Annotated in this window: 12 protein-coding genes and 3 tRNA genes; 8 read left to right on the top strand and 7 right to left on the bottom strand. The window is 48.7% G+C overall.

Annotated features, from left to right (window positions below):
• Position 1: 1 nt before the first annotated feature.
• The 3 genes from IYN85_RS03400 to cysC form a co-directional block, all read right to left on the bottom strand.
• The gene (locus tag IYN85_RS03400) at positions 2 to 1,165 is read right to left on the bottom strand and encodes a glycosyltransferase (protein ID WP_196157423.1); all 1,164 of its coding nucleotides are present in this window, start codon (positions 1,163 to 1,165) and stop codon (positions 2 to 4) included.
• Complete coding sequence (locus tag IYN85_RS03395) at positions 1,162 to 2,298, bottom strand: sulfotransferase (protein ID WP_196157422.1); 1,137 nt, start codon at positions 2,296 to 2,298, stop codon at positions 1,162 to 1,164. Before IYN85_RS03395 ends, IYN85_RS03400 begins: the two co-directional genes overlap by 4 nt.
• 84 nt (positions 2,299 to 2,382) lie before the next feature.
• A complete protein-coding gene (gene cysC / locus IYN85_RS03390; RefSeq protein ID WP_196157421.1) occupies positions 2,383 to 2,994 on the bottom strand; it encodes an adenylyl-sulfate kinase in 612 nt (203 codons plus the stop codon).
• Positions 2,995 to 3,247: 253 nt separating this feature from the next.
• On the opposite strand from cysC, the gene IYN85_RS03385 reads away from it, so the two are divergent.
• The 6 genes from IYN85_RS03385 (at position 3,248) to IYN85_RS03360 (ending at position 7,611) form a co-directional block, all read left to right on the top strand.
• A tRNA-Met gene (locus tag IYN85_RS03385) sits at positions 3,248 to 3,324 on the top strand.
• Between the two features lie 7 nt (positions 3,325 to 3,331).
• Positions 3,332 to 3,406 (top strand) — tRNA-Gln (locus IYN85_RS03380).
• Between the two features lie 87 nt (positions 3,407 to 3,493).
• Positions 3,494 to 3,568, top strand: a tRNA-Gln gene (locus IYN85_RS03375).
• A gap of 76 nt (positions 3,569 to 3,644) precedes the next feature.
• Positions 3,645 to 5,504: a bifunctional diguanylate cyclase/phosphodiesterase gene (locus IYN85_RS03370; protein WP_196157420.1), complete on the top strand. Its 1,860-nt coding sequence runs from the start codon at positions 3,645 to 3,647 to the stop codon at positions 5,502 to 5,504.
• A gap of 244 nt (positions 5,505 to 5,748) precedes the next feature.
• Positions 5,749 to 6,591 carry a sulfurtransferase gene (locus IYN85_RS03365; RefSeq protein WP_196157419.1) on the top strand — a complete coding sequence of 281 codons (843 nt, stop codon included), beginning with the start codon at positions 5,749 to 5,751 and terminating at the stop codon, positions 6,589 to 6,591.
• A gap of 168 nt (positions 6,592 to 6,759) precedes the next feature.
• Entirely contained in the window at positions 6,760 to 7,611 is an 852-nt protein-coding gene (locus IYN85_RS03360) for a polysaccharide deacetylase family protein (RefSeq protein WP_196157418.1), read from the top strand.
• 202 nt (positions 7,612 to 7,813) lie between these two features.
• Here the strand turns inward: IYN85_RS03360 and IYN85_RS03355 are convergent, their stop codons facing one another.
• From IYN85_RS03355 to IYN85_RS03340, 4 genes are all read right to left on the bottom strand, one after another.
• Positions 7,814 to 8,146 (bottom strand): DUF2185 domain-containing protein, encoded by a 333-nt coding sequence (locus IYN85_RS03355; RefSeq protein ID WP_196157417.1) that lies wholly within the window; start codon positions 8,144 to 8,146, stop codon positions 7,814 to 7,816.
• Between the two features lie 241 nt (positions 8,147 to 8,387).
• Positions 8,388 to 9,101: a DUF3581 domain-containing protein gene (locus tag IYN85_RS03350; protein ID WP_196157416.1), complete on the bottom strand. Its 714-nt coding sequence runs from the start codon at positions 9,099 to 9,101 to the stop codon at positions 8,388 to 8,390.
• A gap of 152 nt (positions 9,102 to 9,253) precedes the next feature.
• Positions 9,254 to 10,024, bottom strand: coding sequence for a DeoR/GlpR family DNA-binding transcription regulator (locus IYN85_RS03345; RefSeq protein WP_230390456.1), 771 nt, complete (start codon positions 10,022 to 10,024; stop codon positions 9,254 to 9,256).
• Positions 10,025 to 10,122: 98 nt separating this feature from the next.
• Positions 10,123 to 11,010 (bottom strand): hypothetical protein, encoded by an 888-nt coding sequence (locus IYN85_RS03340; RefSeq protein ID WP_196157415.1) that lies wholly within the window; start codon positions 11,008 to 11,010, stop codon positions 10,123 to 10,125.
• Positions 11,011 to 11,354: 344 nt separating this feature from the next.
• On the opposite strand from IYN85_RS03340, the gene IYN85_RS03335 reads away from it, so the two are divergent.
• Positions 11,355 to 11,936: a superoxide dismutase gene (locus tag IYN85_RS03335; RefSeq protein ID WP_196157414.1), complete on the top strand. Its 582-nt coding sequence runs from the start codon at positions 11,355 to 11,357 to the stop codon at positions 11,934 to 11,936.
• A gap of 128 nt (positions 11,937 to 12,064) precedes the next feature.
• Complete coding sequence (locus tag IYN85_RS03330) at positions 12,065 to 12,982, top strand: histone deacetylase (protein ID WP_196157413.1); 918 nt, start codon at positions 12,065 to 12,067, stop codon at positions 12,980 to 12,982.
• Positions 12,983 to 13,052 lie beyond the last annotated feature (70 nt).

Here is a 13,052-nt window from a genome sequence, read left to right as displayed (position 1 = left end):
TTCACCGCGCCTGAACCGTCAACACCGGGCAAGCATCCGGGTCAAGAAGGTTATATTCGCGGATGTGGTCCAGCCATTGTCGGCGATTCCACTGCACATGACGCAATGCACATGCTCGGGCACGGGTGCAATGGCTGTACAATTCAAACTCACTCCAATCCGCGCAGCGCGACAATTCGGTTGCCAGAATTTTAGAGTCCGAAATCACCTTTAACCCTCTGGTCAGGTCCGGCCATTCAACGATGCCGCAAGCGTCCGAAACCAGCACCAAGCGCTGACGAACCATCGCTTCCAACGCAACCGTACCAAAGCTCTCCACCTGACTGGGCAAAACCAGAACGTCATGTTCATCAATCAACTCGACAATTCGTGATCGATCAACCCAACCCAACACCCGAAGGTTGTCAACCACGGAGGCTTGAGTCTCGATGTCCTCCCGCAATGGACCATCACCCGCTATGGTAAAGGTCAAATCCGGGCAGGCATTTGCGGCCTCAACAACCGCCATGACATTTTTTTCAGCGGCCAAGCGCCCCATAAACAACACACGCCGCACCGATTTCGGTACTGGCACAACCGGCGATATCAGGAGACGTTGATCCAGCGGCGTGCCCATCAACGCTGCATTAGGCGCGCCCAATTGATCGGCGATGGCAACCATCTCATGGGAATTCGCCAATGTTTTCTGTGCGAGCCGAAACAGGGCTTTATTGGAGAATTCGAAGAATGTACGAGTAAGCCCGCTCTGCACCCCATTCCAGTAAAGACCCGCGAGCTTTTCAAACCAAGTATGAAAGCCAATAATAATGGGCAGACCCGCCCGTTTGGCTAACAGGGCAGCAACTAACCCAAACAAACCCGGTGTTGGAATCACGATCACCGTGGGTCGGAAATCGCGTATTTTCTGCTGTAATTCAAACGCATTTGGCAAACACAACTTCTGCGTGTTATCGCCGGGCAAGGGCAACATCCACCCGCCTTGCCATTTTTCATCAATCAACTCTGGGCTAATCATCTGAATCGCATCAACATGGTCGCTTAAATCATCCATCAGGTCCGCGTAATAGGCACCTACACCATTTCGATGCGGCGCAGCATCCGAAATAATGAGAACCCGGCCGCTTATTTGAGGCTGTTCAGCAAGGGAAAACGAAGACAGCGTCACAAGCGGCCCCCTGAAGATTCGGTGGCGACAGCATTAAACCAGCTGGCGTATTGACTCCATAAACCCGCACTTTGTTCATAATGATGAGCGCTTCTGAACCGTCTGGCCTGCTCTGCCGCATCGGTAAGGCGATTCATAAACATAACCGAGCCCGACAATCGACAATGCTCCAGTACCTGCCCAACAGCACCCTGCAGATCCGCTACCAATACTTTCATAGGCAAACGCATCAATGTGTCACCAAAAGGCAGCCTATCCACCAGCTCATAATAGTGCGCCAACATAGCGATAAACTTTTCCGTCACGTCCGCTGGCATCTCGCCACCATGCAACAGGTACCAGGCGGGCTGCAATGAACTGATTTGCGATGGAACGGTCTTTTGCGGCTCGCGTTCGCAAACCACAACACAGGCATCCGGGTATTGCGCTATCAAGCTTCCAATCCAAGAAGTGAAGGACGGGTTTTTACACAGGTAACGTTTATTGGCGCCATGAAAATACAGATGTTTCTGCAGAAGGCGGTGATAAAAACTCAGAATAGGACGCTTCTGACGTTTAGAAGCATGGTCATCAAAATCCACCAACTGCCAATACCACTGCACCTGCGGAAACATTAACACCAGTAAAAAGCAGCCGTTAACCGGCAGCAAAGCAATAAAGTCTTCCTCGGCTTCGTGCAAACCTAGCGTATGAACTGCTCTCATTTTTCTAAAAAATGCCAGTGACTTACGATTCCTCACGGCGCGTACAAGAGGCATAGATAGCCAACCGACAAAGCGATATAAATAACGTTCCGTTATGCTGGGAGCGAAAAGACACTCCCAAAGTTGCATGGTGGTCAGGGCTTCATGTTGGGCCAGCACCCTGTGCAAGTGGGTTGTCCCACTGCGCGGTATGCCTGTGACGAAAATGGGTTGGCGCACGGTTATTTGACGATAACGGAGAAACAACAGCTCATCCAATGCGAAACCAAACCAATGAATGACCTGAAAAAGCACCAGTACTGGGATAATCAGCCCGAACATCAAGGTTCTACGCGGTAACTGACGCCAATCACCTATTGGCAAATAACGTACAGTCCAAAAACACAGCTGACACATCTGGCCGACGGCTAACCAAAACCCATTATCCATACCAACACCTCCTTACCAATAACCAAGATCTGTAGTCTATGCACTGAAAATGACAGACTAATGACACTAATCTACAGTTCCGGCCTAACTTCGCGGGTAACTTCTCAGGTACCCGTGCAACTTCAGTTGCTGCACTATGCGTTCAGCACACTGGCTGGCCGAATGCAGATGAGTACGCAGATGAATTTCAGGATGCAACGGCGGCTCGTAGACAGAGTCGACTCCAGTGAAGTTGCGAATCTCTCCAGCACGTGCTCGACGGTAGAGCCCTTTGGGATCCCGTCGTTCGCAGGTTTCCAAGGGAGCATCAACATAGACTTCAATAAACTCTCCTTCGGCAAACATCTGCCTGACCGACTCACGCTCTTTGTGAAATGGTGAAATAAAAGCGGACAACACGATCAACCCGGCATCCGTCATCAACTTCGCGACTTCGCCGACGCGCCGGATATTCTCAGCCCTATCGCCATCCGAAAAGCCGAGATCTCGGTTCAATCCGTGGCGGATGTTATCGCCGTCGAGAAGGAAGCTGTGGTGACCGAATCGGAATAAACACTGTTCCACTTCATTGGCCAGGGTCGACTTACCGGCGCCACTGAGTCCGGTAAACCAAAGCACGCAGGGCCGTTGGTTTTTTTGCGCAGCGCGCGCCTGCCGCTCTACCCGGTGTTCATGCCATGAAATAACGGTTTGCATGCCGAATCTCCACTGATGTTTCGACTATATCAGCACAGGCATATGACATTTTTTTGAAGGGATTGAGTTTTAAACCCCTAATCGTCTTCCAACGATGGGCAGAGCGCGCATTCATGGCAACGCGGACAATAGATTACAGCGCCGCGCAAGCCAGCAATAAGAAGCTTGCTAAGCCCTTGATATTCTTTAAAAAAATTATTTCTTTGTTGTTGACAGCTGGATAAATATGAGGATAATACGCGACCGTTGTTGAGGCTATATAGCTCAGTCGGTTAGAGCACAGCATTCATAATGCTGGGGTCGCTGGTTCAAGTCCAGCTATAGCCACCAATTATACTGGTCCGTCGCCAAGTGGTAAGGCAACGGGTTTTGATCCCGTCATTCGCAGGTTCGAATCCTGCCGGACCAGCCAACTTCAACAACAGTTCCCCGCGCTTGTTCAAAACACTTGTCTGACAGATTGGACAACACCGTTTTTTACACCGCAACGCTAGCATGATGGTCCGTCGCCAAGTGGTAAGGCAACGGGTTTTGATCCCGTCATTCGCAGGTTCGAATCCTGCCGGACCAGCCATCTTTGCTAGCAACTCTCCCTTCTTATTTTGATCTATGCTTACGCTAAACGGTTACCTCATGGCTTGGGCGAAGCATTGGATTTTGAACGCATACGCAAGAAGCGACTTCTGCAACTGACATTTGCTGTTGCTTTCAGCCTCACACTCATCGGTTTGGCGCAATTCTGGTATCGCTTCTTATTCGAAGGTATTGTTCTGCTCTCTTCCGCCTGTCTGTCTGGTAGTGTCATTTTCCTGGCCCGCAAAGATTACATCAATGAAGGTGCCAACCTGTTGATTTTCCTACTGGTTGCGACACTGACCGTTCTGTTGATCGAGGGTGCCGGTCTTAGGGATATTGCCATGTTCGGCTTTGTGGGCGTGGTGATTTTTTCGACCATGATCGGCCGGCCCAGGTTAACCATGATCCTACTTGGCTATATTACCTTGCTCTGTGTTGTCTATGGTTTGCTGTACCATTTAAATATCATCATCGTTCCCGAGCAACTAACCGGATTGGAAACAGCTTTTTCGCTAGCAGTGATTTTCAATGTGATCGGTTATGCGATCATTTCACTGCACCGGGATTTAGTCAGCGCCGCTAAAACCATTACCCAGGAAAACCAAAGGGTGTTGGAATCCAAAGCCATTATTGAACACCTTGCCCATCACGACTCACTGACAAACCTCCCCAACCGAATTCTGGCAAAAGACCGACTGGAACACGCCATCATCAGCAGCCAGCGCAACGGACACAAGGTTGCTGTTTTGTTTCTGGATCTGGACGATTTTAAATCCACCAATGACTCCCTTGGTCATGACGCCGGTGATGATTTACTCATCCAGGCTGCACAGCGACTGGAGACTCGTTGCCGGGAACTCGATACCATCTGTCGCATTGGTGGCGATGAATTTTTAATTATTGCCGAAGACTTACAGGAAGAATGGCAAGCCTCCAAACTCGCGCAGAAAATTCTGAAATCATTTGACGTCCCCTTTGAACTTCAGGGGGGTACTGTTACCTGTACGACATCTATCGGTATTGCCATTGCCCCGACAGACGGTACGACCTTTGAGTCCTTGTTAAAGAAATCGGACATTGCGATGTACAACGCCAAGGAAAATGGTCGTAATCAGTTTCATTACTTCAATGTTCAGCAGCAGGAAAAACTGCAATACCGCATTATTCTAACCAATGCGTTGAAACGCTCGATTGAAACGCAGGAACTGGAGTTGTTGTATCAACCCAAGATCGATCTTGCCAGCGACGCCATTGTCGGTGCCGAAGCATTATTGCGTTGGCACAGCCAGGACTTTGGTACGATTTCACCAACAGAGTTCATTCCGCTGGCGGAACAAAATGGCTTCATCGTAGAATTGGGCCAGTGGGTCATTCGACGCGCCTGCCAAGACGCGGCAGATTTTATGAAACAAAAGCCTGGCTTTACGATGAGCATTAACGTATCCGTCGCCCAATTCAAACACGCCTCATTAATTCAAGACATCGACGAGCAAATAGAAAGGTATCAACTCCCCCCAAAAACACTGGACATAGAAATAACCGAATCGCTAATCGCTGATCAGGAGACAACCATCAGAGAAAATCTTGCCGCCCTGAAAATGAGAGAGATCAGCATCTCCATCGATGACTTTGGTACGGGATACAGCAACCTTGGCTACCTGAAAAAATTCAATGTTGAAACCCTGAAGATTGATCGATCCTTCATCTATGAACTACCCGACAACGATTCCAACAAAACCATCGTCAAAGCCATTTTACAGATTTGCAAAGGACTGGACATGAGCGCGGTTGCAGAAGGCGTGGAAGATCGTGGCACCATTGAACTACTTAAACAGTGGGGTTGCGAACAGGCCCAAGGGTATTACTGGTCAAAACCTATCCGTAAACCGGAATTTGAAGCGCTGATGCAGACAGGGCTTGCCGCAGAAACATAACGAGAATGCTATGCCCAATTTAAAACCGTAACTGTATGAAGCATTCGTGGTCAAAGTCAGACCAGTTGCAGACAGCCGTTCAGCCAGCACGAGATAAGAAACAAAAAATTCGAAGACTTATTAGCTACAACGGATTACCTTCTGAGTTAAACCGTTTTGCAACCTGCTTCACAGTGTCTGGCAATATGCTAACAGTCACTCTTTAACTGGGTTACCATAGTTAAAAATTGCAACGAGGTTACTCATGTCTCAGCTTATAAGCCCCACCGAACTTAATACCAAGTTGGACGATCCAAATTTGCGAATACTGGATTGTCGAAGCGACTTACAGGATCGAACCAAATCTCGCTTGCTGTATGCCGAAGGACACATTCCAGGCGCCATTTTTGCAGACCTTGAAACTGACCTCAGCGGACCGATCATCCCAGGCAAAACCGGTCGACATCCAATGCCCGCAGAAGGAGATTTTGAAACGACCCTCCGCCACTGGGGCATCGAAACAAATTCGCCCGTCGTCGTTTACGACGATAGGAACAGCATGTTTGCCGTACGTGCCTGGTGGCTTTTAAAATGGGCTGGCGTGACAAATGTCAAAGTGCTGAATGGTGGTTTTCAACACTGGTTGAAAACCGGAGGGATTCCTGAAACGAAAGTCCAATTGCCACCAGCGAGTCAGATTACAATAGAAGTTCAAACAGACTGGACGGTGACCGCGGACGACCTGATCGACCCTCCAACCGATACGCTGCTGTTGGATGCCCGCGCCGTGAATCGATACAGCGGAGAAACAGAGCCGCTGGACCCTAAAGCGGGACACATCCAGGGGGCATGGAATGCAGACTTCAGCAAAAACCTGATGCCCGATGGATTATTTAAAAGCCGGGCTGAACTCAAAGCACGATTCCAACTCAGCACCGAAAAGTCAACGATTTGCTATTGCGGCTCAGGCGTTACAGCTTGCCACAACATCCTCGCTATGGTCGAAGCTGGTTTCGCGATGCCCAGACTCTACCCCGGCAGCTGGAGCGAATGGGTAACAGACGACCAACGCCCTATCGCCACGGGACTGGAAGGAGAAATGCTGTGAAACGCCTCTGCCTGATTTTTTTGTGTTGCGTGCAACCGCTGTTCGCAGCGAACCATGTCAACATACTGGTTTATCATCACGTGTCTGAAAGCACACCCGCCAGTACATCAGTGATGTCCAGCCCAATTCAGGGGGCACCTGCAATGGCTCAACGACCAAGGCTTTACCGTGGTTGATCTGCAGGACGCGGTAAAAGCCATCCAGAATCAACAACCCTTGCCAGACCACGCTGTCGCAATAACCTTCGACGATGGATATGGCAACATTTACGACAATGCCTGGCCGCTTCTGAAAGAATTTGGTTACCCCTTTACCGTGTTCATCGCGACGGATGCGATCGACCAGAAATATGGCGACATGCTGAGCTGGGACCAGATACGGGAAATGCATGCTAATGGCGTCACTATTGCCAACCATAGTTCGGATCATGCCTACTTGGTTCGACATCCAAAACGGGATGATACCTGGCTGGCAAATACTCGACAGAATATTGAACATGCGCAAACACGACTCACCGACGAACTGGGAACCGACATTCCACGATGGTTTGCTTATCCCTATGGTGAGTTCAACGACGCATTGCGCTCATTACTAAATGAAATGGATTATATCGGCTTTGCGCAACATTCCGGTGGGTTGTGGCACGGTACCGACATGCGGTCGATCCCTCGTTTTGCTGCCGCTGGCATTTATGCCAATACAGAAACCCTGTTAGTGAAGCTGAAATCCAAGCCAATGCCGGTCGATGAAACTCTGTTGCCAGACATGTTGACCTCAGAAAAAAAACCTCAGCTTACCGCAAGCCTCCTTGAGACGTCAGATCTGTCGCGGGCATTAAACTGCTTTGTCGATGGGCATTGGCAGGACGCCGGATGGCAAGATGATAATCACTTTACCCTGACCAGTTCCTCTGAATTAAGTGACGGTCGCCATCGTTACAACTGCACGTCACAAAGCCGAAGTGGTGACTTCTATTACTGGTTCTCCAAACCATGGTTAATCTATCCAGACCAACGTTGAGACATTGACCCCGTTATTAATTGAAAACCATCAAAACTGCGTTTAAGCAGGCGGGCTCAGGATTTCCAACAAGAAAAGGTTTGGTTGTAATGACTTGACTGAATGCATGAAATTGCAAGAAAGGTTTTACTAAAATTAGCGATGCAGGCAGGTCATGCCGGCCCACTGCATCGCCCTATCACATCAACTCACGGCTGCGACGTCAGTCTGGAATCTGATAATCGTGAACCGGCACCCAATCGTTACTGTTTGGCAAACGCTCCCAAACACTTCCCACTTCCGACTTTTTTAACAACTCACGAATGCTCGGGTCCAGACGCTCCATACAGTCTAACGGTGCGACACAAGCCGCATTCTCTTCCATTAAAAATTCATCGGTTTCCTGACCGCTGTAAAAACGGAAACCGGTATCATTGGCATGCTGCGGATCTTCCTTGTAGAAAAAACGAATTGGCATCGGACGCTCATTCAATATCAAACTAGAGGCCAGACACAGATGACCTTGTGGCTGTTCAACCTGATACTCATTCATCATACAAACAATCAACCTTAAAGTGAGCTAGTAACAAAGGGCGGCGGATTATAAGCAAACCGTTTAAAAATGCACTGGCAAATCCAAGGTTTTTTAAGGCATGTTTTTGCAGTCGTTGTAAATCAATCAGTTAGCGATGTAATTTTTTGTAAAGTGATAATTGACGGGAGAATGGACGTTAGCGGCCACGGAAAGAAGCGCAACAAGCGCCCTCAGTCAAGGGCGCGTCGCCATCAAAAAAGAATTACAAGCTGGCGAGATAGGTCGATTTCAAGCCATTGAAATTATCGACTACACCCTGCATAACCTCAGCGTCGTACGGTTGCAAGCCGCTGACGATCAGTTTTTTATCGCCCTTTCCAACCACTTTATCACCGTCACGGATCTCAAACAGGAAATGCGCATCACCACGCTTCCCATTCACATCCAACGTTGAATTCACCAGTTCCAGATTAGGCTCAACAATGTCCAGCGTGTCCAATTGAAATGCCATGCTTTCATAGATAACCAACGGTCGGGTCGGATTAAACATAACCTGATGTTTTTCTAACAATGGCACCAGAATGTAGGGAAAGTTACGACCGGAAAAGGCGACGTAGCGACGGATTAAATGCTCAATCAGGGTAGCATCATGACTGACTGCCCCACTGTGATCGACATGGGTATAAACCTTACCGCTGTCGTCTTTAATTTCGATCACACCGTTATCTTTCTCAGGCAAAATCAGTGGTTTGTCTTTTCCGACCATACCAGAAAAAGTGACAGACATCTTTTCACTGAGACCGTATTTCGACAAGGCCAGTGCAAACAGCAAATCACCAGGCACACAGAAACGTTTAGCCTCAGGGTCATGAATCGGATTGAAATCACCGGCGACTTCCTTTGCGAAACGGCTGGCCTGCTCTGCGGAAACCACCACCTGGTCATCAATCACGTCATGAAATTCGTCTAAAAACACCGTAAACCCTCGTAAATTTGCCCAATCTCATCGAATGAGTATCTAAACCCTGTATTCTGAGGCGCTCAACGATGAAGTAAAGACATGAGTGAAGAAAAGATTTGTGCGATTGAGTAACAAACGCACGTTGCTGACGCGTCATAATGCCACCGTTAACGACAAATCTGCAATGACACATCGGCGTCATTCATCTTTGCCAATATTTCCGGCCCTGGCGCCCTGTCAGTAAAAAACATATCCGCCTGACTGATGTTGCCCAAGCGAACCATGGCTTTACGACCAAATTTACTGTGGTCTGCCGCGAGAAACACCTGTCGACTGTGTTGAATAATGGCTTGTGCGACCTTCACTTCCCGATAATCGAAATCCAGCAAGGTCCCTTCATTATCTATGGCGCTGATGCCGATCAATCCGTAATCCAGTTTAAATTGCTGAATGAAGTCGAGCGTCGCCTCACCCACTATACCGCCATCACTCGCTCTTACCTCGCCGCTGGTCACAATGACGCGAAAGTCCGGCTTCTGACTCATGAGGGTGGCAACGTGCAGATTATTGGTCACAATCTGCAAGCCCTTATGCTGCATCAGCTCATGCGCAATGGTTTCCGTCGTTGTACCAATATTGATAAACAGACTGGCATTGTCTGGGATGTGCTCGGCAATAACGCGGGCAATTTTCTGTTTTTCAGCGAAGTTCATGATCTGACGATCAGAATACGCGATATTCTCAGTCGAGTTTGTCGGCTTAGCGCCGCCATGAACGCGCCGCAACAATTGCTGCGCTTCCAAAAAAGTCAGATCACGACGTATAGTTTGTTCTGTGACTTCGTAGCGACGGACCATATCCTCGACGCGAACATGGCCATCAGACTCCACCCAACGAAGGATATTTCGCTGTCGATCATTCAAGTCTGACTCAGTCAAGGGGGGCACTCCAAATCCAAAGGCTTGCGCTCAGATAGGTACAGAAGATTTAGGGGCAAATGCAGTAAATCTGCTGTACCTAGGGTCTCTTCGTTGGGTTACTGGCTGGTGCCGGTCAACGCAGTCACCTTGGCATTTAGCGTATCCAGGCGGGTTGATAATGCCGACAATCGCTGATTGGTTTCCAGTCGTCCGGTATCTATCGCGTTCAGGGTCACCAACATTTCGCTTATTTGATCAGCATTTGCGGATGACTGTTGATCCACTTTGCCCAATTCAGCCAATAGATTTTCCTGATTCAGAGTTAAGGTCAACAACCGCTCTTCATAATTCCCATTAATCAAGCTTTCGATAGCCCGATTAACCGTCGCCATTTCCTCTGTTGTCTGAGTTATCTGCTGTTCAACCTTGGCAAATACGGCGATCTGCTCATCCAATTGCTGCTTCAACGCAGCAACCTCGGCTTGGCTTGTTGTCTGGCCTGATTCCAGCGTTTTGATAGACGCCTCGAGTGCCGCAACGGTTTTCGTCTGCGCCGCCAGGTTGGCCTGATTCTCTTCTATCCACGTTTTATTGCGCTTGTTGGTCACATCCCACAACTTGCGGATCTCAGACATGTGCAGATCGGTTTCAGATTTAATTGCTTTGAACTGAGCATTGATGGCTGTACCGTTCAGAGCCACGGATTCATCTGTTTGCGTCAGGGATTGTTCTAAGCTGACAATGCGCTCATCGGCCAGTTCCAGCCGTTCTTCATAGGAGTTCAATAACTGAGTCAGGGAATATTGTTGCAGGGCCAGGTACCCAATTGCGATACCCGCGACGATTAACAGCACGGCCATCAGCCACGAAGAACCTTTGGCGTCTGGTTCTTTTTTACTCACATTCGGTTTGCGATCCGCTTGAGCGGGCACGACACGCCGGCGAATATCTTCACGATCAGGAACCATGCGAGGCATATCGCCTACCGGTGTTTTCTCTGCCATCTGTCAACCTATACCTTAATTACCAGAACAATACGGACTATTATCTGGCTTAAACTAACACTGATGCAACTCTGGAGCGAGACGGATGTCACTCTTTTCCTTTTTAAACGCCGGTGCCTAATAGCAGTTATTCGGGTTTGAGCCCCCCTATTCCATACCTAGATTATTCACAACCGCTTACCTTAATCTGTGAAAAAGCGGCAAATTTAACACCTTGGTCGTTTTGAACAGCCAAACAAGCCGATAGCTAAAATTCATCAATGAGACCTTGAATCTCAGGACTTAAGACCCGATCATAGGCTGTGGCCACATTTCAGAACGATAACATCCAAGGGAGAGTATCCATGGCTTTTGAATTACCTGAATTACCTTACGCAAAAGATGCATTAGCGCCGCATATTTCTGCTGAAACGCTTGAATATCACCACGGCAAACACCACGCGACTTATGTCACCAAACTGAACGGTTTAATTCCTGGTACTGAGTTTGAAGGTAAGAGCCTGGAAGAAATCATCAAGTCTTCAACTGGCGGTGTTTTTAACAATGCTGCACAAATCTGGAACCACACCTTCTATTGGAACAGCCTGAGCCCGAACGGCGGCGGCGAACCAACAGGTGCTTTGGCTGATGCTATCACGGCGAAGTGGGGTTCATTTGAAGCATTCCAGACTGAATTCAATGAAAAAGCAGTAAACAACTTCGGTTCTAGCTGGACTTGGCTGGTAAAAAACAGCGATGGTTCATTGGATATCGTTAACACCAGTAACGCAGCAACGCCGATCACGGGTGATCAAACACCAATCATTACGGTTGACCTGTGGGAACACGCTTATTACATCGATTTCCGTAATCTGCGTCCGAAGTACCTGGAAGCATTCTGGGCTTTGGCCAACTGGGAATTCGCGGCAGAAAACTTCGCCAAGTAATTCACTCAGGTGTGACAAAAAAAGCGGCATTGGCCGCTTTTTTTATGGTCTCATTTTCTTGAATTCATCATCATTCCTGTGCCACATTCCGATCAACGAGAGATTCATCCCAGAGAATGATAGATTTGATGAAATTACCGCTGGTTTACCATCACGATTACAGCCCTGCTTTCGACCCCGCACACCGCTTTCCGATGGAAAAATTTCATCTACTTCACCAGCACCTATATGACATTGGCCTTATTAAGCAATGCGATCTGTTTGCACCAACGCTGATCAACGACTCGCTGCTCGAACTGGCTCATGACAAACACTATATCGAGCGATTCAAAACCAATCTATTGACCGATAAAGAGATACGCCGGATTGGCTTACCCTGGAGCGAAGCCCTTGTCAGGCGAACACGACTTGCCGTCGGTGGTTCCGTGCTGAGTATGGAACTTGCCCTGGAGCGTGGTTTGTCCGCCCATCTTGCCGGCGGCACCCACCATGCTCATCGGGATTTTGGCAGTGGTTTCTGCATTTTCAATGACCTTGCCGTTTGCGCGTTGCACGCTTTACGCCGTGATGACGTCGAACGGGTCATGATCATCGATCTGGATGTGCATCAAGGCGATGGTACTGCCAATATCTTAGCAAACGAGCCGAAAGCCATAACCGTGTCATTTCACTGCAAACAGAATTTTCCCGCCCGCAAGGCAACCAGTGACTATGACATTGACATCGATCGGCACACCGAAGATGAACACTATCTGCAACTCTTAAAAGGCCACCTGCCTTATTTGCTGGAACTACATCAGCCGGACTTGGTGTTGTACGACGCAGGCAGCGACCCTTACGAACACGACGCCCTGGGGTTACTCAATATCAGTGCGGAAGGCTTGGCAAAACGCGATTACTTTGTCCTGACTGAGTGTGTTCAACGCCGTATTCCCGTGTCGTGTGTGATTGGGGGAGGCTATATGAAAGATCGCCAGCACCTAGCACGTATTCACAGTATTGTGCATCAGACTGCAGCCAGGGTTTGGCAGGAGTATTTCGCGTAAATCCAACGCGAGCGCCGCCATCAGTGGTTCGTGTGTGACGTGATGAAAGTAAATTGCACAGCAGTCGCCC

The sequence above is a fragment of the Reinekea sp. G2M2-21 genome (assembly GCF_015687175.1).
Classification (GTDB): Bacteria; Pseudomonadota; Gammaproteobacteria; order Pseudomonadales; family Natronospirillaceae; genus Reinekea.
The sequence above is the reverse complement of the archived record's forward strand: the minus strand, read 5'-3'. Positions and strand labels throughout refer to the sequence as shown.